The sequence below is a fragment of the Flavobacterium sp. U410 genome (assembly GCF_053570605.1).
Map to the genome: position 1 here is coordinate 37881 of NZ_JBSEFI010000023.1, position 24713 is coordinate 62593.

22 protein-coding genes and 1 tRNA gene are annotated in these 24713 nt (G+C 34.6%); 15 read left to right on the plus strand and 8 right to left on the minus strand.

Going from position 1 to position 24713, the window contains the following annotated elements:
• Nucleotides 1-22: 22 nt before the first annotated feature.
• The 12 genes from tuf to ACUSJC_RS14270 all read left to right on the plus strand — a co-directional run bounded on the left by tuf (nt 23) and on the right by ACUSJC_RS14270 (nt 13670).
• Complete coding sequence (gene tuf, locus ACUSJC_RS14215) at nt 23-1210, plus strand: elongation factor Tu (protein ID WP_449270224.1); 1188 nt, start codon at nt 23-25, stop codon at nt 1208-1210.
• 51 nt (nt 1211-1261) lie between these two features.
• A tRNA-Trp gene (locus tag ACUSJC_RS14220) sits at nt 1262-1332 on the plus strand.
• Between the two features lie 14 nt (nt 1333-1346).
• The gene (secE, locus tag ACUSJC_RS14225) at nt 1347-1541 is read left to right on the plus strand and encodes a preprotein translocase subunit SecE (RefSeq protein ID WP_449270225.1); all 195 of its coding nucleotides are present in this window, start codon (nt 1347-1349) and stop codon (nt 1539-1541) included.
• Nucleotides 1542-1552: 11 nt separating this feature from the next.
• Nucleotides 1553-2104, plus strand: coding sequence for a transcription termination/antitermination protein NusG (gene nusG / locus ACUSJC_RS14230; RefSeq protein WP_449270226.1), 552 nt, complete (start codon nt 1553-1555; stop codon nt 2102-2104).
• A gap of 66 nt (nt 2105-2170) precedes the next feature.
• Nucleotides 2171-2608 carry a 50S ribosomal protein L11 gene (rplK, locus tag ACUSJC_RS14235; protein WP_449270227.1) on the plus strand — a complete coding sequence of 146 codons (438 nt, stop codon included), beginning with the start codon at nt 2171-2173 and terminating at the stop codon, nt 2606-2608.
• An 18-nt stretch (nt 2609-2626) separates the two neighbouring features.
• Complete coding sequence (rplA, locus tag ACUSJC_RS14240; RefSeq protein WP_449270228.1) at nt 2627-3316, plus strand: 50S ribosomal protein L1; 690 nt, start codon at nt 2627-2629, stop codon at nt 3314-3316.
• Nucleotides 3317-3341: 25 nt separating this feature from the next.
• Nucleotides 3342-3839: a 50S ribosomal protein L10 gene (rplJ, locus tag ACUSJC_RS14245; protein WP_449270229.1), complete on the plus strand. Its 498-nt coding sequence runs from the start codon at nt 3342-3344 to the stop codon at nt 3837-3839.
• Between the two features lie 63 nt (nt 3840-3902).
• On the plus strand, nt 3903-4271 hold the full coding sequence (gene rplL, locus ACUSJC_RS14250) for a 50S ribosomal protein L7/L12 (protein ID WP_449270230.1): 369 nt from the start codon (nt 3903-3905) through the stop codon (nt 4269-4271).
• 244 nt (nt 4272-4515) lie between these two features.
• Complete coding sequence (gene rpoB / locus ACUSJC_RS14255; RefSeq protein ID WP_449270231.1) at nt 4516-8328, plus strand: DNA-directed RNA polymerase subunit beta; 3813 nt, start codon at nt 4516-4518, stop codon at nt 8326-8328.
• 74 nt (nt 8329-8402) lie between these two features.
• The gene (gene rpoC, locus ACUSJC_RS14260; protein WP_449270232.1) at nt 8403-12701 is read left to right on the plus strand and encodes a DNA-directed RNA polymerase subunit beta'; all 4299 of its coding nucleotides are present in this window, start codon (nt 8403-8405) and stop codon (nt 12699-12701) included.
• A gap of 66 nt (nt 12702-12767) precedes the next feature.
• A complete protein-coding gene (locus ACUSJC_RS14265) occupies nt 12768-13085 on the plus strand; it encodes a DUF3467 domain-containing protein (RefSeq protein ID WP_449270233.1) in 318 nt (105 codons plus the stop codon).
• A 93-nt stretch (nt 13086-13178) separates the two neighbouring features.
• Nucleotides 13179-13670 carry a GNAT family N-acetyltransferase gene (locus tag ACUSJC_RS14270; protein WP_449270234.1) on the plus strand — a complete coding sequence of 164 codons (492 nt, stop codon included), beginning with the start codon at nt 13179-13181 and terminating at the stop codon, nt 13668-13670.
• Nucleotides 13671-13700: 30 nt separating this feature from the next.
• Here ACUSJC_RS14270 and ACUSJC_RS14275 read toward each other — a convergent pair whose 3' ends face one another.
• Together ACUSJC_RS14275 and rluF are read right to left on the minus strand one after the other, a co-directional pair.
• Nucleotides 13701-14330 carry a class I SAM-dependent methyltransferase gene (locus ACUSJC_RS14275; RefSeq protein WP_449270235.1) on the minus strand — a complete coding sequence of 210 codons (630 nt, stop codon included), beginning with the start codon at nt 14328-14330 and terminating at the stop codon, nt 13701-13703.
• Nucleotides 14331-14365: 35 nt separating this feature from the next.
• Nucleotides 14366-15157, minus strand: coding sequence for a 23S rRNA pseudouridine(2604) synthase RluF (gene rluF / locus ACUSJC_RS14280; protein ID WP_449270236.1), 792 nt, complete (start codon nt 15155-15157; stop codon nt 14366-14368).
• Between the two features lie 27 nt (nt 15158-15184).
• Here rluF and ACUSJC_RS14285 point away from each other — a divergent pair, with 27 nt between their 5' ends.
• Together ACUSJC_RS14285 and ACUSJC_RS14290 are read left to right on the plus strand one after the other, a co-directional pair.
• Nucleotides 15185-15319, plus strand: a complete 135-nt coding sequence (locus ACUSJC_RS14285; protein ID WP_449270237.1) for a hypothetical protein — start codon at nt 15185-15187, stop codon at nt 15317-15319.
• Nucleotides 15288-16334 carry a ligand-binding sensor domain-containing protein gene (locus tag ACUSJC_RS14290; RefSeq protein WP_449270238.1) on the plus strand — a complete coding sequence of 349 codons (1047 nt, stop codon included), beginning with the start codon at nt 15288-15290 and terminating at the stop codon, nt 16332-16334. The genes ACUSJC_RS14285 and ACUSJC_RS14290 overlap by 32 nt, the downstream gene beginning before the upstream one ends.
• A gap of 109 nt (nt 16335-16443) precedes the next feature.
• On the opposite strand, the gene katG is transcribed toward ACUSJC_RS14290, so the two are convergent.
• Nucleotides 16444-18702: a catalase/peroxidase HPI gene (gene katG, locus ACUSJC_RS14295; RefSeq protein ID WP_449270239.1), complete on the minus strand. Its 2259-nt coding sequence runs from the start codon at nt 18700-18702 to the stop codon at nt 16444-16446.
• Between the two features lie 303 nt (nt 18703-19005).
• On the opposite strand from katG, the gene ACUSJC_RS14300 reads away from it, so the two are divergent.
• Nucleotides 19006-19227, plus strand: coding sequence for a hypothetical protein (locus ACUSJC_RS14300; protein ID WP_449270240.1), 222 nt, complete (start codon nt 19006-19008; stop codon nt 19225-19227).
• Nucleotides 19228-19350: 123 nt separating this feature from the next.
• On the opposite strand, the gene ACUSJC_RS14305 is transcribed toward ACUSJC_RS14300, so the two are convergent.
• From ACUSJC_RS14305 to ACUSJC_RS14325, 5 genes are all read right to left on the minus strand, one after another.
• The gene (locus tag ACUSJC_RS14305) at nt 19351-20130 is read right to left on the minus strand and encodes a zinc ribbon domain-containing protein (protein ID WP_449270241.1); all 780 of its coding nucleotides are present in this window, start codon (nt 20128-20130) and stop codon (nt 19351-19353) included.
• Nucleotide 20131: 1 nt separating this feature from the next.
• Nucleotides 20132-21226, minus strand: coding sequence for a Nif3-like dinuclear metal center hexameric protein (locus ACUSJC_RS14310; RefSeq protein ID WP_449270242.1), 1095 nt, complete (start codon nt 21224-21226; stop codon nt 20132-20134).
• A gap of 85 nt (nt 21227-21311) precedes the next feature.
• Nucleotides 21312-23246: an OmpA family protein gene (locus tag ACUSJC_RS14315; RefSeq protein WP_449270243.1), complete on the minus strand. Its 1935-nt coding sequence runs from the start codon at nt 23244-23246 to the stop codon at nt 21312-21314.
• A gap of 11 nt (nt 23247-23257) precedes the next feature.
• On the minus strand, nt 23258-24169 hold the full coding sequence (locus tag ACUSJC_RS14320; protein ID WP_449270244.1) for a PorP/SprF family type IX secretion system membrane protein: 912 nt from the start codon (nt 24167-24169) through the stop codon (nt 23258-23260).
• A gap of 44 nt (nt 24170-24213) precedes the next feature.
• Nucleotides 24214-24713: gliding motility-associated C-terminal domain-containing protein (locus tag ACUSJC_RS14325; protein WP_449270245.1), on the minus strand; the 500-nt coding region annotated here is incomplete at its 5' end.

Below are 24713 nucleotides of genomic sequence, written 5' to 3' on the forward strand. Positions count from 1 at the left end.
ACTAAGATTAAATTATTAAGTCATGGCAAAAGAAACCTTTGATCGTTCGAAACCCCATTTAAATATTGGTACTATCGGACACGTTGACCACGGTAAAACCACTTTGACTGCTGCTATCACTAAAGTGTTGGCAGATGCTGGTTTATCAGAAGCTAAATCATTCGATCAGATTGATAACGCTCCGGAAGAAAAAGAAAGAGGTATTACTATTAATACATCTCACGTAGAATATTCTACAGCTAACCGTCACTACGCTCACGTTGACTGTCCAGGTCACGCGGATTACGTTAAGAACATGGTTACTGGTGCTGCACAAATGGATGGTGCTATCTTAGTGGTTGCTGCTACTGATGGTCCTATGCCTCAAACTCGTGAGCACATCTTATTAGGTCGTCAAGTTGGTGTGCCTAGAATGGTTGTATTCATGAATAAAGTGGATATGGTTGATGATGCTGAGTTATTAGAGTTAGTAGAAATGGAAATCAGAGATTTATTATCTTTCTATCAATATGATGGTGATAATGGTCCTGTAGTTCAAGGTTCTGCTTTAGGGGCTTTAAATGGTGAGCCAAAATGGGTTGATACGGTTTTAGCTTTAATGGATGCTGTTGACAACTGGATTGAATTACCAGCTCGTGATGTTGATAAGCCTTTCTTAATGCCGGTTGAGGATGTATTTACAATTACAGGTCGTGGAACTGTTGCTACAGGTCGTATCGAAACTGGAGTTGCTAATACAGGTGATGCTGTTGAAATCATTGGTATGGGTGCTGATAAATTAACTTCTACAATTACAGGGGTTGAGATGTTCCGTAAAATCTTAGATAGAGGTGAAGCTGGTGATAACGTTGGTTTATTATTAAGAGGTATTGATAAAGCTGATATCAAAAGAGGTATGGTAATCTGTAAACCAGGTTCTGTAAAACCGCATGCTAAATTCAAAGCTGAGGTTTATATCTTGAAAAAAGAAGAAGGTGGACGTCATACTCCGTTCCATAATAACTACCGTCCACAGTTCTACGTGCGTACAACTGACGTAACAGGTACTATTAAGTTACCTGCGGGTGTTGAGATGGTTATGCCTGGTGATAACTTAACTATTGAAGTTGAATTGTTAAGTCCAATCGCTTTATCAGTAGGTTTACGTTTTGCTGTTCGTGAGGGTGGTAGAACAGTAGGTGCTGGTCAGGTAACTGAAATTTTAGACTAATTTATTTAGTTAAATATAAAATGAAGCCAGGTTTAACGGCCTGGCTTATATACGGGCGTAGTTTAAGGGTAGAATCGCGGTCTCCAAAACCGCTGGTGGGGGTTCGAATCCCTCCGCCCGTGCAAAAAAGAAAGAAATGGCAAAATTTGGTAATTATATTTCAGAAGCTTTTCAAGAGTTGAAAACAAGTGTAACTTGGCCTGAATGGGCTGAAGTTCAGCGTTTGACAATAATTGTTGCTGTTTTCTCGGTAATTTTTGCTTTATTGACTTGGGGTGTTGATCAATTATTTGTGAAAGCATTAGAAGGATTTTTTAATATTATTAAATAGTGTAGCTGGTTATGGCAGATAATAATGTTAAAAAGTGGTATGTAGTAAGAGCCGTAAGTGGTCAAGAGAATAAAGTTAAGAATTATATTGAGACTGAAACTTCTCGCTTAGGGATGTCAGATTATATAGCTCAGGTATTAGTTCCTACTGAAAAAGTTGTTCAGGTTAGGGATGGTAAAAAAATCACTAAAGAAAGAGTGTATTTTCCGGGGTATGTGATGATTGAAGCAAACTTGACTGGGGAGGTTCCGCATGTTATTAAATCTATTCCTGGTGTGATCGGGTTTTTAGGGGAAACAAAAGGTGGAGACGCTGTTCCTTTAAGACAATCTGAAGTGAATAGAATGTTAGGAAAAGTGGATGAATTATCTGTTAAAGTTGATAATGTAGCTATTCCTTATTCTGTTGGTGAAACGGTTAAAGTAATCGACGGACCTTTCAATGGATTTAATGGGTCTATTGAAAAAGTAAATGAAGAAAAGCGTAAACTTGAAGTAATGGTAAAAATTTTCGGTAGAAAAACGCCATTAGAGTTGAGTTTTATGCAAGTTGAAAAAGTATAATTTTTGTTACATATACAATCGCATCTTTGCTTCCAATTGTTTAGATGTGCTAAATTTTTTTTAAAAATGGCAAAAGAAGTTAGTAAAGTAGTTAAACTACAAGTTAAGGGAGGTGCTGCGAATCCGTCGCCACCGGTTGGACCTGCTTTGGGGGCTGCTGGGGTTAACATCATGGAGTTCTGTAAGCAATTTAATGCTAGAACACAAGATAAACCTGGCAAAGTATTACCGGTACAAATTACCGTATACAAAGACAAATCTTTTGAGTTTGTTATTAAAACGCCACCTGCTGCTGTTCAGTTATTAGAAGCAGCTAAAATTAAGTCTGGTTCAGGTCAACCAAACAGAAAGAAAGTAGCAAACGTTACTTGGGATCAAATCAAAGCTATTGCAGAAGACAAAATGCCTGATTTAAATGCTTTTACAATTGAAAAAGCTATGAGTATGGTTGCTGGAACTGCAAGATCTATGGGTATTACAGTAACAGGAGATGCTCCTTTTTAATCGTTAAATGAATTAGACATGGCAAAATTGACTAAAAAGCAAAAAGAGGCTGCATCAAAGATTGAAAAAAACAAGTTATATACTTTAAAAGATGCTTCTGCATTAATTAAAGATGTAGCTACGGCAAAATTTGATGAGTCTGTTGACATCGCTGTTCGTCTTGGGGTAGATCCAAGAAAAGCGAACCAAATGGTTAGAGGTGTAGTAACATTACCTCATGGAACAGGAAAAGATACACGTGTTTTAGCACTTGTAACTCCAGATAAAGAAGCTGAAGCTCAGGCTGCTGGTGCAGACTACGTAGGTTTAGATGAGTACTTGCAAAAAATTAAAGACGGTTGGACTGATGTTGATGTTATCATCACTATGCCAGCTGTTATGGGTAAATTAGGTCCATTAGGTCGTATTTTAGGTCCTCGTGGTTTAATGCCAAACCCTAAAACAGGTACTGTAACTATGGATGTTGCTAAAGCTGTTCAAGAAGTAAAAGCTGGTAAAATTGACTTTAAAGTTGATAAAACTGGTATCGTACACGCTGGTATAGGTAAAGTATCTTTTGATGCTGATAAAATCTATGACAACGCTCACGAAATTATTCAAACATTAATCAAATTAAAACCAACTGCAGCTAAAGGTACTTATATTAAGTCTATCCACTTATCAAGTACAATGAGTCCTGCTATCGCTTTAGATCCTAAAGCTGTATAATTGGTAGTTAAAAATTTTTAGTATCATGACTAGAGAAGAAAAAGCATTAGCTATTGAAGATTTAACTGCACAGTTAGCGGGAGTGAATGTATTGTATTTAGCAGACATTTCAGGACTTGATGCAGATACAACTTCTAACTTAAGAAGAGCTTGTTTTAAAGCAGGTATTAAATTAGAAGTGGTTAAGAACACTTTGCTTGATAAAGCATTGGAAGCTTCTGAAGCAAATTTTGGTGAGTTACCAACAGTTTTAAAAGGAAATACTTCTATTATGATTTCAGAAACCGCTAACGGTCCTGCTAAAATCATTAAAGAATTCCGTAAAAAAAGTGACAAACCTTTATTAAAAGGAGCTTATATCAACGAGGAAGTTTATATTGGAGATAACCAATTAGATTCATTAGTTGCAATCAAATCTAGAGAAGAAGTTATCGCAGAAATCATTGGATTACTTCAATCTCCAGCGCAAAGAGTTATCGCTGCTCTTCAAAACCAAGAAGGAAAAGAAGACGCTGCAGAATAATTTCTTAAGTAAAAAGAACGCACAAATAAATTATTATATTTTACAAAATTAAAAGATAGAAAAATGGCAGATTTAAAACAATTCGCAGAACAATTAGTTAACTTAACAGTTAAAGAAGTTAACGAATTAGCAACAATATTAAAAGATGAGTATGGTATTGAGCCTGCTGCTGCAGCTGTAGTTGTAGCTGGTGGTGGAGATGCTGCTGCTGCTGAAGAGCAAACTGAATTCACTGTAGTATTGAAAGATGCTGGTGCTTCTAAATTAGCAGTTGTTAAAGCAGTAAAAGAATTAACTGGTTTAGGTCTTAAAGAAGCTAAAGATGTAGTTGATGGTGCTCCAGCAAATGTTAAAGAAGGAGTTTCTAAAGACGAAGCGGAAGGTCTTAAGAAAGCTTTAGAAGAAGCAGGTGCTGTAGTTGAGCTTAAATAAGTTAAACTTAGGTAAAAAAACCAGGTTTAGGCCTTGAGATAACCTCTCAAAGGCCTAAACCATTTTGCGTATAAAAAGATTTTATCTTTTTGTATATATATGATGATTAATACGAAGAAAGAAAACAAACTAACTTTCCTGGTTTATTTTTAAAGATGTATTGATTGTTTTTCTAAAGGAAGTATAAATTACATAGTGTTTTTGACACGAAAATTACTTTTTTAAATCAAAAATTTGTCCATTGATGATTGCTAATCAGACTCAAAGATTAAATTTTGCTTCTACAAAGAATATTCCTAATTATCCAGACTTTTTGGATATTCAGGTAAAATCGTTTAAGGATTTTTTCCAATTAGAAACGAAATCGGATGAAAGAAGTAATGAAGGTCTTTATAATACCTTCATGGAAAATTTTCCAATTACGGATACGAGAAATCAATTCGTATTAGAATTTCTAGATTATTTTATCGATCCACCTCGTTATACAATAGAAGAGTGTATTGATAGAGGCTTAACGTACAGCGTACCTCTAAAGGCTAGATTGAAATTGTATTGTACAGATCCGGAACATGAAGATTTCGAAACCATCGTTCAAGATGTATATTTAGGTACTATTCCTTACATGACTCCAAGCGGTACTTTTGTTATCAACGGAGCAGAAAGGGTTGTAGTTTCTCAGTTGCATAGATCTCCTGGTGTGTTCTTTGGACAATCGTTCCACGCAAACGGGACAAAATTATATTCTGCCAGAATTATTCCTTTTAAAGGTTCTTGGATCGAATTTGCTACAGACATCAACAGTGTAATGTATGCTTATATCGATAGAAAGAAAAAATTACCAGTTACTACTCTTTTCCGTGCTATCGGATTTGAAAGAGATAAAGATATTTTAGAAATTTTTGACCTTGCAGAAGAAATTAAAGTTTCTAAATCAGGTATCAAAAAATACATCGGTAGAAGACTTGCTGCGCGTGTTTTAAATACATGGCATGAAGACTTCGTAGATGAAGATACAGGGGAAGTAGTATCTATTGAGCGTAACGAGATTATTTTAGATCGTGACACTATTTTAGATAAAGATAATGTTGAGGAAATTATTGAAGCAGACGTTAAAAGCATTCTTTTACATAAAGAAGATAATAATGCGGCTGATTATACGATTATCCATAATACATTACAAAAAGACCCAACAAACTCTGAAAAAGAAGCCGTAGAGCACATTTACCGTCAGTTGCGTAATGCAGAACCACCTGATGAGGAAACTGCTCGCGGTATTATAGATAAATTATTCTTCTCAGATCAACGTTACAATCTAGGTGATGTTGGACGTTATAGAATGAATAAAAAGTTAGGCTTGGATATCGCTATGGATAAACAAGTTTTAACTAGAGAAGATATCATTACAATCGTTAAGTATTTAATTGAGTTGATTAACTCAAAAGCTGAGATTGATGATATTGATCACTTATCAAATCGTCGTGTAAGAACTGTTGGAGAACAACTTTCTGCACAATTTGGTGTAGGTTTAGCTCGTATGGCACGTACTATTCGTGAGCGTATGAATGTTCGTGATAACGAGGTATTTACTCCAATTGATTTGATTAATGCTAAAACATTATCTTCAGTAATTAACTCGTTCTTCGGAACAAACCAGTTATCTCAGTTTATGGATCAAACTAATCCATTAGCGGAGATTACTCACAAACGACGTTTATCTGCTTTAGGACCTGGAGGTTTATCTAGAGAAAGAGCTGGTTTCGAGGTTCGTGACGTTCACTATACGCACTACGGACGTTTATGTCCTATTGAAACTCCAGAGGGACCAAACATTGGTTTGATTTCATCTTTAGGGGTTTATGCAAAAGTAAACGGAATGGGATTCATTGAAACGCCTTATCGTAAAGTTGAAAACGGTGTGGTTGATTTGAAAAATGAACCAATCTACTTGAGCGCTGAAGAAGAAGAAGGTAAGATGATTGCGCAAGCAAATATCGAAATGGATGAAAACGGAAAAATTACAGCAGAAAGAGTAATTGCCCGTGAGGAAGGTGACTTCCCGGTGGTTGAGCCAAGTGTTGTTAATTACACTGACGTTGCTCCAAACCAAATTGCATCTATTTCGGCTTCATTAATTCCTTTCTTGGAGCATGATGATGCAAACCGTGCGTTGATGGGATCAAACATGATGCGTCAGGCAGTTCCATTATTACGCCCAGATTCACCTATCGTAGGTACAGGTCTTGAACGTCAAGTTGCTTCTGATTCAAGAGTATTGATTAATGCTGAAGGAGAAGGTTTAGTAACTTATGTAGATGCTAACAAGATCACGATCAAATACGATAGAACTGAAGAAGAAAGAATGGTAAGTTTTGATGAAGATGATAAGACTTATTTCTTGATCAAATTCAGAAAAACAAACCAAAGTACTTCTATCAACTTGAAACCAATCGTTAGAAAAGGAGATAGAGTTACTAAAGGACAAGTCCTTTGTGAAGGGTATGCAACTCAAAATGGAGAATTAGCTTTAGGTAGAAATTTACAAGTAGCGTTCATGCCTTGGAAAGGATACAATTTCGAGGATGCGATTGTAATTTCTGAAAAAGTAGTTCGTGATGATATTTTTACATCTATCCATATCGATGACTATTCGTTAGAAGTTCGTGATACTAAATTAGGTAATGAAGAATTAACGAATGATATTCCAAACGTTTCTGAAGAAGCAACTAAAGATTTGGATGAAAATGGTATGATCCGTATTGGAGCTGAAGTAAAACCTGGTGATATCTTAATCGGTAAAATCACACCAAAAGGGGAATCAGATCCAACGCCGGAAGAAAAATTATTACGTGCTATCTTTGGTGACAAAGCAGGTGATGTAAAAGATGCATCATTAAAAGCTTCTCCATCATTAAGAGGAGTTGTTTTAGATAAAAAATTATTTGCTAAAGCAGTAAAAGATAAACGTAAACGTTCAAAAGATAAAGAAGATATCGATAAATTAGAAACTGAATTCGAAGTAAAATACAACGAATTAAAAGACAAATTAATCGATAAATTATTCTTAATTGTTGATGGTAAAACATCTCAAGGAGTATTGAACGATTTAGGGGAAGAAGTTTTACCAAAAGGTAAAAAATTCACTAAAAAAATGTTACAATCAGTTGAAGATTTCGCTCACTTAACTAAAGGACAGTGGACAACTGACGATGTAACAAACAAAATGGTAAATGACTTGGTTCACAACTACAAAATCAAATTAAACGATTTACAAGGTTGGTTAAGAAGAGAGAAATTTACGATTACAGTTGGTGATGAACTTCCTTCAGGAATTTTAAAATTAGCTAAAGTATATATTGCTAAAAAACGTAAACTAAGAGTAGGAGATAAAATGGCAGGACGTCACGGTAACAAAGGTATTGTTGCTAAAATCGTTCGTCAGGAAGATATGCCTTTCTTAGAAGATGGAACACCGGTAGATATCGTATTGAATCCACTAGGGGTGCCTTCACGTATGAACATTGGTCAGATCTATGAAACAGTATTAGGTTGGGCAGGATTGAAATTAGGTAAAAAGTTTGCAACGCCAATTTTTGATGGAGCAACTTTAGACGAAATCAACGCTTTAACTGACGAAGCTGGAATCCCAAGATTCGGTCATACGTATTTATACGATGGAGGAACAGGTGAGCGTTTCCACCAGCCAGCTACAGTAGGTGTAATTTACATGTTGAAATTAGGTCACATGGTTGATGATAAAATGCACGCACGTTCTATCGGACCTTACTCATTGATTACGCAACAGCCATTAGGAGGTAAAGCTCAGTTCGGAGGTCAGCGTTTCGGAGAGATGGAGGTTTGGGCTCTTGAAGCCTATGGAGCTTCAAGTACCTTGAGAGAAATCTTAACGGTTAAATCGGATGATGTTATGGGTAGAGCTAAAACTTACGAGTCAATCGTTAAGGGAGAAACTATGCCAGAACCAGGATTACCGGAGTCATTCAACGTATTGATGCATGAACTTAAAGGTCTTGGATTAGACATCAGATTAGAAGAATAATTTCAAGGGAGTGTTGAAAAACACTCCCCTTTATAACGTTTAACGTTTTTTACAAAATCGATAGCATTCATATCATGACAAGATTAAAAGATAAAAACACCGTTAAAAGATTTAACAGAATCACGATAGGGTTAGCATCTCCTGAATCTATTTTAGCAGAATCAAGAGGTGAGGTTTTAAAACCAGAAACAATTAACTATCGTACACACAAACCAGAGAGAGATGGTCTTTTCTGTGAGCGTATTTTCGGTCCAGTAAAAGATTACGAATGTGCCTGCGGTAAATATAAAAGAATTCGTTACAAGGGGATCGTTTGTGACCGTTGTGGTGTTGAAGTAACTGAGAAAAAAGTTCGTAGAGATCGTGTAGGTCACATCAATTTAGTGGTGCCTATCGCTCACATATGGTATTTCCGTTCGTTACCAAATAAAATTGGTTACATTTTAGGATTACCTTCTAAGAAATTAGATATGATTATTTACTACGAAAGATATGTAGTAATTCAACCAGGTATTGCTAAAGGTCCTGAAGGGGAGTCTTTACAAGCTATGGATTTCTTAACAGAAGAAGAGTATTTAAATATTTTGGATACCCTTCCGATGGAGAACCAATATTTAGATGATACAGATCCAAATAAATTTGTTGCCAAAATGGGAGCAGAGTGTATTATGGACTTATTGTCAAGAATTGATTTAGACCAATTGTCTTACGAGTTACGTCATGCTGCTAACAACGAGACGTCTAAACAACGTAAAACGGAAGCCTTAAAACGCTTACAAGTGGTTGAATCATTCAGAGAAGCAAACGAAAACAGAGAAAACCGTCCAGAATGGATGATTTTGAAAGTAATTCCAGTTATTCCGCCAGAATTACGTCCGTTAGTTCCACTAGATGGTGGTCGTTTTGCTACTTCAGATTTGAATGATTTGTATCGTCGTGTAATTATCCGTAACAACCGTTTAAAACGTTTAATGGAGATCAAAGCTCCAGAAGTAATCTTACGTAATGAAAAACGTATGTTACAAGAAGCGGTTGATTCATTATTTGATAATACAAGAAAAGCTTCTGCTGTTAAAACAGAATCAAATAGACCATTAAAATCATTATCAGATTCATTAAAAGGTAAACAAGGACGTTTCCGTCAAAACTTATTAGGTAAACGTGTGGATTATTCTGCTCGTTCGGTAATTGTCGTTGGACCTGAATTGAAAATGTATGAGTGTGGTATTCCAAAAGATATGGCTGCTGAGCTTTACAAACCATTCGTTATTCGTAAGTTAATCGAAAGAGGTATTGTAAAAACAGTTAAGTCTGCTAAAAAAATCATCGATAAAAAAGAGCCTGTAGTATGGGATATCCTTGAAAACGTAATTAAAGGACACCCAGTATTACTAAACCGTGCTCCTACGCTTCACCGTTTAGGTATTCAGGCATTCCAGCCAAAACTAATCGAAGGAAAAGCTATTCAGTTACACCCATTGACCTGTACGGCATTCAACGCCGATTTCGATGGTGACCAGATGGCGGTTCACTTACCATTAGGACCTGAGGCAATTTTGGAAGCGCAATTATTGATGTTAGGATCGCTTAATATCTTGAACCCTGCTAATGGTGCTCCTATTACGGTACCATCTCAGGATATGGTTCTTGGTTTATATTATGCTACTAAAGAACGTTTATCTACTCCAGAGCTTAAAATCAAAGGAGAAGGACAAACTTTCTATTCAGTAGAAGAGGTTCATATTGCATTAAACGAAGGAAAATTAGATCTTAATGCTCGTATTAAAGTAAGAGCTAAAGATTATAACGAAAATGGAGAATTGGTTTACCAAATTATCCAAACTACTGCTGGTAGAGTATTAATTAACGAAGCGGTTCCTGAAAAAGCAGGTTATATCAATGAAGTATTGACTAAAAAATCATTACGTGATATTATCGGTAAAATTTTAGGTGCAACTGATGTTCCAACTACTGCCGCTTTCTTGGATGATATTAAAAACATGGGATACCGTTTCGCTTTCCAAGGTGGATTGTCATTCTCATTAGGTGATATCAAAATCCCTGATCAAAAACAGCACTTAATTGCTGATGCTAACGAGCAAGTAGAAGGTATTACCATGAACTATAACATGGGACTTATTACTAACAACGAACGTTACAATCAGGTAATTGATGTTTGGACTTCTACTAATGCCATGTTAACTGAGTTAGCAATGAAAAACATTAGAGAAGACCAACAAGGATTTAACTCAGTATATATGATGTTAGATTCTGGAGCAAGGGGATCAAAAGAACAGATTCGTCAGTTAACCGGTATGCGTGGTTTGATGGCTAAGCCTAAAAAATCTACTGCTTCTGGTGGAGATATTATTGAAAACCCGATCTTATCTAACTTTAAGGAAGGTCTTTCAATCTTAGAATACTTCATTTCTACTCACGGTGCTCGTAAAGGTCTTGCCGATACGGCGTTAAAAACTGCCGATGCGGGTTACTTAACAAGAAGGTTACATGACGTTTCTCAAGACGTAATCGTAAACTCTGTTGATTGTGGTACGTTAAGAGGTATTGAAGTAACGGCTCTTAAGAAAAACGAAGAGATTGTAGAATCTTTAGGAGAAAGAATCTTAGGACGTGTTACCTTAAATGATATTATTGATCCTTTAACTTCTGAAGTTATTGTTCCAGCTGGTGAAGAAATCACTGAAGCTGTAATTAAGAGAATTGACGCTTCTCCGTTAGAAAGTGTTGAAGTTCGTTCTCCGTTAACTTGTGAAGCTAAAAAAGGTATTTGTGCTAAATGTTACGGAAGAAACTTAGCAACAGGTAAAATGACTCAAAAAGGTGAAGCTGTTGGTGTAATTGCTGCACAGTCAATTGGTGAGCCAGGTACACAGTTAACACTTCGTACGTTCCACGTTGGAGGGGTTGCTGGAGGTTTATCAGAAGAATCAAGTATCGTTACTAAATTTGCCGGACGTTTAGAAATCGAAGATTTAAAAACAGTTAAAGGAGAAGATAATGATGGAAACGTTGTTGATATCGTAATCTCTCGTTCTACTGAATTGAAATTAATCGATGCTAAAACAGGTATTGTATTAAATACACACCATATTCCTTACGGTTCATCAATTTTTGTTAATGACGGAGATGTTGTAGAAAAAGGAACAGCTATCTGTAAATGGGATCCTTATAATGGTGTAATTGTTTCTGAATTTACAGGTAAGGTAGAATACGAAGATATTAAGCAAGGGGAATCTTTCTTAGTTGAAATCGATGAGCAAACAGGATTCCAAGAAAAAGTAATTTCTGAAGCTCGTAACAAAAAATTAATTCCTACTTTACATATTTATGGTAAAGATGGCGAGTTAATTCGTTCTTACAACTTACCGGTAGGGGCTCACTTAATGGTTGATGATGGAGAGAAAATTAAAGCAGGTAAAGTATTAGTGAAAATTCCACGTCGTTCTTCTAAAGCAGGCGATATTACGGGAGGTTTACCAAGAATTACAGAGTTATTAGAAGCTCGTAATCCATCTAACCCGGCGGTAGTTTCTGAAATTGACGGTGTAGTTTCTTTTGGTAAAATTAAGAGAGGTAATCGTGAGATTGCTATCGAATCTAAATTTGGTGAAGTAAAGAAATACTTAGTAAAACTTTCGAACCAAATCTTAGTTCAAGAGAACGACTTCGTGAAAGCCGGTATGCCATTGTCTGACGGAGCAATTACTCCTGAAGATATTTTAAGAATTAAAGGGCCTTCTGCTGTACAACAGTATTTGGTTAACGAAATTCAAGAAGTGTATCGTTTACAAGGGGTAAAAATCAATGACAAGCACTTTGAAGTAGTAATTCGTCAAATGATGCGTAAAGTTAGAATTCAAGATCCGGGAGACACTTTATTCTTAGAAGATCAATTGGCTCACACATCTGACTTTATCGTTGAAAATGATAAATTATACGGATTGAAAGTAGTTGAAGATGCTGGAGATTCTGATACTTTAAAAGCAGGTCAAATCGTAACGCCTCGTCAATTACGTGATGAAAACTCGTTGTTAAAACGTAACGATAAAAACTTAGTAGTAGCTCGTGATGTTATCCCTGCAACTGCAACTCCTGTACTACAAGGTATTACAAGAGCTTCGTTACAAACGAAATCATTCATCTCTGCTGCATCGTTCCAGGAAACTACTAAAGTATTAAACGAAGCTGCTGTAGCAGGTAAAGTGGATTCATTAGAAGGATTGAAAGAAAATGTAATCGTTGGTCACAGAATTCCTGCTGGTACAGGTATGAGAGATTACGACAACATTATCGTAGGTTCTAAAGAAGAATACAGTGAATTAATGGCTGCAAAAGAAGAATTTAATTTCTAATTTTAGTCTATCAAATAACAAAAACCTAACAGATTTTTCTGTTAGGTTTTTTTAACTCTATACCTTATGGAAAATAACAATAATAACGGACAACAAGGACAAATCAATATTGAATTGGACGAAAAAACAGCTGAAGGAATTTATTCTAACTTAGCTATTATCAACCATTCCAACAGCGAGTTTGTAGTTGATTTTGTTTCAATTATGCCGGGTGTTCCAAAAGCAAAAGTGAAATCACGTATTGTTTTAACACCGCAGCATGCTAAAAGACTTTTGAAAGCTTTAGCTGAAAATGTAAGACGCTTTGAAGGTCAACATGGTGAAATTAAGGAAGGGGAAACACCTAATATTCCTTTAAATTTTGGACCAACAGGTCAAGCATAATATTTTTTGTCATTCTGAACTTGTTTCAGAATCTTAGTAGCTAGTTTTGATGCTGAAATAAATTCAGTTTGACAAATTCTTCCTTTTTATTTTATGATTTTAGTTGAAGCAAATACTAATCATTTAGAAATTATCGATGCATTGGCACGCCAAATTTGGCCTGTGACTTACAAAGATATTTTAAGTGCGGAACAATTACAGTACATGTTGGATAAATTCTATTCCAAAGAAGCGCTTTCGGAACAAATGAAAAGTAATCAGGTATTTTATTTGGCACAAGACGAAAATGGTAAAAATGTTGGTTTTGTTTCTTACGAATTAAATTGTGCTCCGCATAAAACCAAAATCCATAAAATTTATGTGTTACCCGAAACACAAGGAAAAGGAGTAGGGAAGTTGTTGTTTGAAAAAGTGAAAAAATTGGCTCTTGAAGCAAATCAAGAAGCTATTTATCTTAATGTAAATAAATACAATAACGCAAAAGATTTTTATACCAAATTAGGCTTCTCAATCGTAAAAGACGAAGTAATCGATATTGGTCACGGTTATGTAATGGATGATTACGTAATGGAAGTGAAAATTTGATTTAGTTAAGATTAAAATCTTGTTATGTTGTTACTTTTTAGCAATCAAAATAGTATGTATTTCAATCTCATTTTCAGATCTTTTAAAGTCAACGTTAAAAACAATTTGGTTACTAAAACCTGTAGTTGTAAGTTGGTTTTTTAAATCATTTAAGTTGTGAAAGTAAAAGAAAACGCGGTCGCCTGTGCTTGAAGTTTTAAACTCAGATTTATACGATTCGGCTTCTACAAAACTTAAATAAATTAATCCGTTTTCATGAAGTAAATGGTAACAATCAGTTATAAACTTTTTACAGTCGGTTTGAGACAAATAAGGCAAACAAAAGCCACAAACAATTGCGTCAAACTTCGATTGAATTTCATTAATATTTCGGCTGTCCATAACTAAAAAATTAGCTGTTGGATTATTCTTTTTTGCCAGTTCAATCATATTTGGAGCAATATCGATACCCAAAATATCAAAATCGGGTCTTTGCGATAAAAGATATTTTGAAATATTTCCGGGACCACAACCAATGTCTAAAATTTTTGCTTGGTTTTTAGAAACCGATTTACAAATAAAATCATAAGTTTCATCGTATAAATTGAAGTTCATAAACTTTTCTTCGTATAACGAGGCAACTTTATTCCAAGTTTCAAATGTTTCTTTGTATTTATCCATTTTTCGTAAGTTTCTAAAATGGTATGTAGCTTTTATTAACGATTTCTCGTTCCATAATTTCTCTTGCCCGAAAAAGTCTTTTTGTTATTTGCAGGTAAACTCGCTTCTTCCGTTTTGCTAGAAGGTTCAATCAACTTATTTAAATCGTCAAGTTCTTTTTTCGTTAATTCACGGTATTTTCCAACAGGAACATCAAGCGAGATATTAATAATGCGAATGCGTTTTAAAGCCGTTACTTCGTAATCCAAATATTCACACATTCTACGAATTTGGCGATTCAAACCTTGTGTTAAAATAATACGGAAGGTGTATTTGCTAATTTGTTCTACTTTACATTTACGGGTAATTGTGTCTAAAATAGGCACACCATTACTCATTCGCTGAATAAAACGCTCGGTAATCGGTTTACTCACCGTAACAATATATTCTTTTTCGTGATTGTTACGCGCACGAAGAATTTTATTTACAATGTCGCCATCGTTTGTCATTAATAATAAGCCTTCACTGGCTTTGTCTAAACGACCAATAGGAAAAATACGCTCAGGATAATTGATATAATCCACCACATTTCCTTTGACGCTTTGGTTCGTAGTACATTCTATACCAACAGGTTTATGGAATAACAAATACACAAAGCCTTCTTTTTTTTCATTGATTAATTTGCCATTAACACGTACTTCGTCATCGGATCCAACTTTGGTTCCCATTTCAGGAATTTGTCCGTTAATGGTAACGCGACCTTGTTCAATTAATTTATCGGCTTCGCGACGCGAACAAAATCCGCTTTCCGATAAAAATTTATTAATACGTGTTTTGTTTTCTTCCATAAATGCAAAGATAAACTTTTACTAGTTATGAATACGTTTAATTTTGAAGCTATAAAAGGCTATAAAGTGGTTGTTTTTGATTATTTTAGAGTGAAAATCAATAAAACTACAAATGAAAAATTTTCTGAAGATGTTCATACCATTACTATTAGTGCTGCTTAATTTTTCATGTATAGAGAAAAAAGTAGCTAAAATTGAACCAATAGATAGTAAAGTTTTAAACACTTTAAAATCAGATTCACTTCAATTTACTTCAGGAATACGTGCTATTTTGCAAGACAGAAAAGGAAATTATTGGTTGGGAAGTCATACTGAAGGAACTTGTAAATTTAATGGAAAAACATTTGAATATTTTACAACTAAAGAAGGTTTGCCGGATAACCAAGTACGTTCTATTCAAGAAGATTCAAAAGGAACTATATGGTTTGAAACCGCAAACGGACCTTGTAGTTATGATGGAAAAACCATCGCCAATTATCCAAAGGAAGAAATTAGAAATACAAACAACAAATGGATTAAAACAAAAGATGACCTTTGGTTTACTGCGGGTAATACCGATGGCGTTTATCGATATGATGGTCAACAAGTATATTTTTTATCATTTCCGTTTCCAAAACTTGAAAATAGAGGAGATAATAATGTAGTAACAAGCCATGCAACAGGAAAAAATACAGAATGGATCGCAAGTTATAGTGGAGTTTATGGCTACAATGGTATTCAATTTACGATAATTGATGATGTTTCTTTAGGTTTGAATATGGAAAATGGGATGTTACATGTGAGAAGTGTTTTTGAAGATTCGAAAGGTAGATTGTGGATAGGTAATAATGGAATAGGAGTTTTGTTAAAACAAGGTGACACGACTATTAATTTTTCTGAAAAACAAAATTTAATACATCCTGAAAGTAAAAAAAGCGGTGCTAAATCTCCAACAGGTACACTAGAACATGTTTTTGCAATTGAAGAAGATAGCGAAGGAAATATTTGGTTTGGTGATAGAGATACAGGAGCATGGAAATTTGATGGAACTACGATGACTAATTACACCATAGACAATACGCTTTCTTCATCCATGATTTGGTGTATTTATAAAGATAATGCCAATAACTTACTCTTTGGAATGACAAACTCAGGTGTTTATAAGTTTAATGGAAAAACTTTTGAGAGAGTTTTTTAAATAATGCCAGATTTCATTTATGCATGTTGGTTTTCATATCACAGGAAGAATGCAAAAAAGACAGTCTGTTTCCAAACTGCCTTTTTCAATTGGTTAATATGTAAAATTCTTATTTCTTTAAATCGAAACGATCTAAGTTCATAACTTTAACCCAAGCAGCAACGAAATCTTTCACGAATTTTTCTTTCGCATCTGAACTTGCATAAACTTCTGCTAAAGCTCTTAATTCTGAATTAGAACCAAAGATTAAATCGGCACGGGTTGCAGTATATTTTGTCGCTCCCGTTTTGCGGTCTTTTCCTTGGAAGAATTCTTTTTTATCATCAATAGCAGTCCATTCGGTATCCATACTTAATAGATTTACGAAGAAATCATTTGTCAAAACACCTGGTTGATTCGTGAAAATTCCATATTTCGAATGGTCATAATTGGCATCTAATGCACGTAATCCACCTACTAAAACTGTTAATTCCGATGCAGTTAAAGTCAGTAGTTCGGCTTTATCGATTAATAATTCTTCTGATTTTGCCGGATGATTTACATTTAAATAGTTACGGAAACCATCAGCAATAGGCTCTAAAACAGCGAAAGATGGAGCATCTGTTTGGTCTTGCGTAGCATCAACTCGTCCTGCAGTAAACGGAACAGCAATAGCAATACCTGCTTTTTTAGCCGCTTCTTCTACAGCTGCAGAACCACCAAGAACAATTAGATCGGCCATTGAAACTTTCTTTTTAACTGATTTAGCATTAAAATCAACTTGTATTTTTTCTAAAGCAGCCAATACTTTTTTAAGTTGCGCCGGATTATTAGCTTCCCAGTTCACTTGAGGTTCCAAACGAATGCGAGCACCATTGGCACCACCTCTGTAATCGGAACCACGGAAAGAAGCCGCAGAAGCCCAAGCTGTAGAAACCAATTCAGAGGAAGTTAAACCTGAAGTTAAAATCGTTTTTTTCAAGTTAGCGATATCCGTTGCATTGATTTGTTCGTAATCTGCTTTCGGAAGCGGATCTTGCCAAATAAAATCTTCTTTTGGTACTTCCGGGCCGACATATCTTGTTTTTGGTCCTAAATCGCGATGTGTTAATTTGAACCATGCACGAGCAAAGGCTCTGGTAAATTCTTCCGGATGATCTAAAAAGCGTTTCGAAATTTTATTGTAAATAGGATCTTCTCGAAGCGAAAGATCTGTAGTTAGCATGGTAGGTTTATGTTTTTTGTCTTTATCAAATGCATCAGGAACCATTACTTTAGGATCTTTGGCAACCCATTGATAAGCTCCTGCCGGACTTTTTGTTAATTCCCATTCGTGTTCAAATAAAGATTTAAAGAAACCATGTGTATATTTTGTTGGGTCAGTAGTCCAAGTTACTTCTAAGCCTGAAGTAATAGCATCTGTTCCTTTTCCTGATTTGTATGAACTTTTCCAGCCTAAACCTTGCTCTTCGATGTCAGCTGCTTCCGGAGCTTTTCCAACGTGAGTTGCCGGTCCGGCACCGTGAGTTTTACCAAAAGAGTGTCCGCCGGCGATAAGAGCAACAGTTTCTTCATCATTCATTCCCATTCTGGCAAAAGTAGCACGAATAGCTAATGCTGCATTTTTAGGATCATGATTAGCATTTGGTCCTTCAGGATTTACATAAATAAGTCCCATTTCTGTAGCGGATAACGCATTTGCTAAATGTTCCGGGTTCCGGTGTTCTTCTACCCATTTTTTTTCTTCTCCCCAATTAACAGTTTGCGGTTCCCAAGTGTCAGCGCGACCACCGGCAAATCCAATGGTAGGGAATCCCATGTCTTCTAGTGCAACGTTACCTGCAAGAATCATAAGGTCAGCCCAAGAAATTTTTTGACCGTATTTTAGTTTAACAGGTTGCAATAAGCGTCTAGCTTTATCTAAGTTTCCGTTATCAGGCCATGAATTCAAAGGTGCAAATCGTTGTTGACCTTCGCCGCCTCCGCCTCGTCCGTCACCTGTACGATACGTTCCGGCCGAGTGCCAAGCCATACGAATAAAAAATGGACCATAATGACCATAGTCTGCAGGCCACCAGTCTTGTGAGTTTGTTAATATTTTTCGAATGTCTTCTTTTAAAGCGAAATAATCTAAACTACTAAATTCTTTAGTGTAGTCAAAATTTTCACCCAAAGGATTTGAAAGAGTAGAGTTAGCACGAAGAGTACTTAAATCTAGTTGGTTTGGCCACCAATCTTTATTGGTTGTTGCACCTTCTTTTTCCATTTCTTTTTTAGGCTTGCTACCAAAACCAAAAGGACAGCTTTCGCCTTCTGCAGTGTTCTCTTCCTTGCTACTGTTACAGCTCAGAAAAGCTAACATACTTGCTACTAAGATTATTTTTTTCATACTTGATATATTAGGATTTTAATTTTTTCAAATGTATCAAGGTATTTTTTTATTAAATTCTATTGTAGATATTGAATTTTTATACAAGTATAAATAAAAACAATAAAGAATCTGAAAAGGATAGATTATAATGAATGTTTGTTATTTTTTTAAGATTTTACCTACTTTTTAATTTTAATTCTTATTTTTGTTTTGGATATCCAAGAATAAAAATGTTTTTGATAGAAAGAATTACTCTAAGACCTAGTCGAGAAGCTGAAGGCGACAAAAAAAAGGTAGGTAAAATTTATTATTTATTCAATTATGAAAAAATTATTTAAAATTATTGGAGTAATTATTTTGTTTGTAACTATTGCTAGTTTTAGTTCTTTAAGCTTTAAAGGTAAAGCAGTAAAGCAGAATTCGAGTTCTGACCAGACACTTGTAAAAGCTTTACAAGGAGTAAGAGCTCCAGCAGATACAGCCTATTTTAATTCAAAACAATGTATTATCAATGCAGGGTTTAACTTGGACTGGTGTAACTAAAATGTTACCTTCTTCTCAAATTCTTACTTGTATTGAATAGTAATATTGTATTTTAGTATAATGTAAAAAATCCCAAAATGAAATTTCATTTTGGGATTTTTTGTATCTTTAATTTACTGATTTTTACAATTTAGCAAATAAGTTTTCTATTTCTTCTTTTACTTCTTCAGCAAGGAAGCTATCGATTAAAATACGTCCACTGTGTTCATCAGTAATGATTTTTTTACGTCCGGCAATTTCCATTTGCGTTTGTGGTGGAATAGTAAAGAAAGATCCGGCAGAAGCTCCACGCTCAATAGAAACAACAGCTAAACCATTGCGAACACTTCCTCTTATTCTGTTGTAAGCAGTTAATAAACGATCTTCAATTTGTTTTTGAAATTCTGCTGATTTTTCTAATAAGAAGTTTTCTTCTTTTTCAGTTTCAGCCATAATATCGTTTAATTCCGCTTTTTTGTGTTTTAAGTGTGTCTGTTTCGCGTCTAATTTTTCTTTAGTCTGAGAAACTACTTCTTTTTTGTGTTCAATTGAAGCTTTCATTTCACGAATGTGTTTTTCAGCCAATTGAATTTCTAATTCCTGGAATTCAATTTCTTTAGATAAAGAGTTAAATTCTCTGTTATTACGAACATTTTTTTGTTGCTCTAGGTATTTTTTTATGGTACTTTTATGCTCGTCGATTGCATTTTTCTTTTCCTTAATTTGAGCATCAATGGTTTCTAAGTCACTTTTGAATTTTTCTAAACGAGTGGAAAGACCTGCTACTTCGTCTTCTAAATCTTCAACTTCTAAAGGTAATTCGCCACGTACACTTTTGATTTCATCTATTTTAGAATCAACAAGTTGTAAACTGTAAAGCGCTCTTAATTTGTCTTCTACACTTAATTCTTTTGTGTTTGCCATATTAAAAATATTGAACCGGGTTTGTATTTTCCTCTGATAAAATGATTGCAAAATTAGTGATTTTTTCTTTAAGATAATCAACAATATAATTTTTTGTAAATCTTTCACTTTCAAAATGTCCGATGTCAGCCAAAAGAAGTTTTCCTTCGGCTTCATAAAATTGGTGATATTTTAAATCGGCAGTCAAAAAAGCATCGGCTCCAACGGCAATAGCATTTTTAATAGCAAAACTTCCGGAACCACCTAAAACAGCCACTTTTTGTATCGGTTTTTGCGTGAAAGCACTATGACGAATGCCACCGCATTGCATTTTTTCTTTGACAAAAGTCAAGAATTCCAATTCGGTTAGTGGATTTTCTAATATCCCAACCATTCCTAAACCGATATTTTGGTGTTCGTTATCTAAAGAATAAATTTCGTAAGCGATTTCTTCGTAAACATGATTTTGAAATAGTGCTTTTAGAATTGGATGCTGCAAATGTTTCTCAAAAGTCACTTCGATTTTGATTTCGGAGTTTTCTACAAATTCAAAACGTTCGCCAATTTCCGGTTGACTATCTTCTCCGCCTAAATAGGTTCCAATTCCTTTGCTGTTGAAACTACAATCTTCATAATTACCAATTTTGCCCGCTCCTGCATCAAAAAGTGCGTTGCGCAATTTTTCTGCATTTTCAGGAATAGTATAGGTAACGAGCTTTTTGATATAGTTTGATTTTGGAACTAATATTTGAGTATTTGTCAGTCTTAAAGCATTACAAAATATCTTATTTACTCCTTTTTTATGATTATCTAACGCAGTGTGAACGGCATAAATGGCTATATCATTTTTAATGGCTTTGATGATTGCTCTTTCCACATAATTTTTACCGGTTATTTTTTTGATACCGCTGAATAGGATAGGATGGAAGCAAACGACTAAATTACAATCTTTTGTAATGGCTTCATCAATAACTGTTTCTAAGGCATCATGGCATACCAAAATCCCACTAATCTTTTGATGAGGTTGTCCTGTTAGTAAGCCTACATTATCAAAATCTTCTGCATAAGCAAGTGGAGCCATTTGTTCTAAAACCTTAAGAATTTCTGATAGAATCATGATAAGAAGTTATTTAACTCAAAGATAAAAAAATAACGGCATTAAGCCGTTATTTTAATTATGGAGAATAGGGAAAAAAGGTTTTTTATAGATTTGTAATAATAAATTCACTTCTTCTGTTTTGTTGGTGTTCTTCTTCAGTACATTTAATACCGTCTGCACATTTATTGATTAATTGCGACTCTCCGTAACCTTTTCCTGTGATTCTGTCTTCTGTAATTCCTTGATTAATGATCCATGCAGCAGTTGATTTAGCTCGATTGTCGGATAATTTCAAATTAGATTTTGCCGAACCTCTACTGTCGGTGTGAGAACGAACCTCTATTTTCATGGTAGGGTTTTCTTTCATCACAGTTACAATTTTTTCTAATTCATTAGCAGCATCAGGTCTGATATTCCATTTTCCTAAATCAAAATAGATAGTTTTAATGGTTAATAGTTTAGCTAAATCATCACCTTTTTTGAATTTCTTTTCGATCTTAGGAAGTGGTGTCTCAATGATTGTTTTTCCATTGTTTTTCTCTGTTGTAAAAGAGAAATTCTTAACCTCATAATCCGTAGATTTAGAACGAACCGTATATTGTGTGTTGCTTTTCAGTTCTTCAAAGTAAAATTTTCCTTTTGCGTCAGTATATGTTTCACTTATTTTGGTTCCATTACTGTCAAATAATTCAACTAAAGCATTTGGTAAAACTTTTGATGTTTTTTCATCAGTTACTGTTCCTTCAAAAGCTTGTTTGGTGATAAATGAAATAGGAGTTGTTTCTTTAAATTTATAAATGTCATCATAACCTAGTCCACCTTCTCTGTTTGATGAAAAATAACCGGTTCGTTGATTATTTATAAAGAAAGAAAAATCGTCAAAAGAGCTGTTTATCGGTTTTCCGACGTTGATTATATCAGATTTTGAACCGTCTTCAAATAATTTAAACACAAAAATATCTAATCCTCCTAAACCGGGATGTCCATCTGAAGCAAAATAGAATTCATTATTTTCAGAGATAAAAGGGAAAGTTTCTCTTCCTTCAGTATTTACGGCATCACCTAAATTAACAGGAGTTCCAAAAGAACCATCAGTATTAATGGCAACTTTAAAAATATCGGACTGACCTTTTGTACCAGGCATATCTGATGCGAAATATAATGTTTTTCCATCCGGACTTAAAGCGGGATGAGCAGTACTATAATCACTGCTGTTGAAAGGTAAGGCTGTAATGTTCTTCCATTTTCCATCAATTAATTCTGCTTTGTATAATTGTAAATGAGTTGTGCCTTTAGCGTCTTTTCCTCTTTTTCCGTTACTATAATTGTTTCGGGTAAAATAAATAGTATTACCATCTTTTGTAAAAACAGCAGTAGATTCATAGAATCTAGTATCTGATTTTTTAGAAAAAGATTCAGGAGATTTTGTTGTATCATTTAAAGAAACACTATATAATTTTGACAATGGTTGGTTTGTCCAAGAATGTTTTCTTTTTGCCCAAGTTATTACACTGCGATTAGACGTGAAAATTAATTGGTCGTTGTAAATAAATCCACCATAATCAGATAATTCGGAATTAATTCCAGCGTTTTCTATTTCATATCTTCCGGAATTGGTTTGAATATCGTTCAAATAATTTTTGTTTTTTGAATACAATATAGCTCGTGAATCGGAAGAAGCTTTTTCTGAGAATTTATCTAAAAACTGATTAGCAGTAGTATAGTTTTCTTCAGCTTTTAGACAGTCAGAATATCTATAGTAATATTCAGGCTCTATATTTTCACTTGTAGTTTCAAAAAGTTTAGCATACCATTTGCCAGCTTCCTTGAAATTAGCATTAAAATAATATGCGTTACCCAATTTTTTTAGCATTTCAGTGTTGTAATATCCTTTTTCTGCTGCTTTTTCGTATGCTTGAATAGCATCAGAATAGGCATATTTTTCATATTCTTTATTGCCCTTTTCTACTTTTTTTTCCTGAGCAAAAGAAATAGCATTAGCAATGATTAGTGTTGATATAATGATGTGTTTTTTCATAGTACAATTTTTTAAAAGAATCTTGGAGAAATCAGTTGGCTGTATTTATTAAATAACTCAAATCGCAAAAAGATTTCATGAGATCCTGAATTGTAATGACGTAGTTTGGTTGTTTCCATATCATAGCCATAACCTAAAAATATAGAATCACTTAATTGGAATCCGGCTAGTGCACTTACAGCGGCATCCCAACGATAAGCTGCTCCCAAAGTAAATTTCTCATAAAATAAGAAGTTCGCTGTAATATCAGCTTGCAAAGGAGCTCCTTCAACGGCTTTTGCTAATAATGCGGGTTTGAATTTGATGTTTTCTCCTAAGTCAAATACGTGACCTGCCATAAAGTAGAAATGCATACGATCTTTGGTAATCGTAACATCATTGTCATTATAACGATTAGTTTCAAAAAAACTAGGAACAGATAAACCAACATATGTTCGGTCAGAAAACAAATAAAGACCAGCTCCGATATTTGGAGAAAAATCAGTATCTGAATTTTGAAATTGTAGATCAGTTGGATTATAGATGTTTAGTTTATTGACATCAAGATTAAATAAATTAGCCGTACCTTTTAAACCTACCGATAGTTTATAATTCTCTGAAACCTGAATGAAATAAGCTAAATCAGCTGAAATAGTATTTTCATCAACAGGACCTATACGATCATTAATAAAAGAAACTCCAATTCCAAAGTTAGAACCTCCAATAGGAGTATGTACAGAAACATTATTGGTTACTGGTGCACCATCTAATCCAACCCACTGACTTCTATGTAATAAAAACATGGAAAGAGCATCTCGGGATCCGGCATAGGCAGGATTGATGTTAATTGTATTGTACATATACTGCGTATATTGTGAATCTTGCTGAGAAAATGCAATTAAACCCACAAATAACATTATAAATAAAAGACTTTTCTTGATCATGATTACTTTTCTAAAAAATTGATTTAAAAATTATTTGTGATTTTTTAATTTAAATACAGATATCCTGTTTTGTTTACACTGTTACCATCGTTATCCGTATATTTTATGATATAAAAATACGTTCCGGAAGGAAGTCCTTCGTTTTGATTTAACGATCGGTCTACATTAGAATAACCGTTGAAAGCAACAGAAGTATTATTATAACTTCTAGCAGCGTAAACTTTAGTTCCCCATCTGTTATAAATTTCAACCTCATTGTCAGGATAATTTTCTAGTCCTTGAATTAAGAAGCTATCATTAACACCATCGTTATTAGGAGAAATAGCATTGTAAATAACAAGTTCTTGTTGTAACACCGTAATAGTAACAGTAGCGGTATCACAGTTTGTCGGATTGGCTACTTCACAAATTTGGTATTCCAGTGTATATGTTCCCAGAGTAGCACTAGGATCAACGGAAACAGTACCGTCAGGATTCAGCGTTAATTCAGGATCATTGGTAACAACAGTAATGTTTATTTCAGTCGGGTCAACAGCGGATCCGT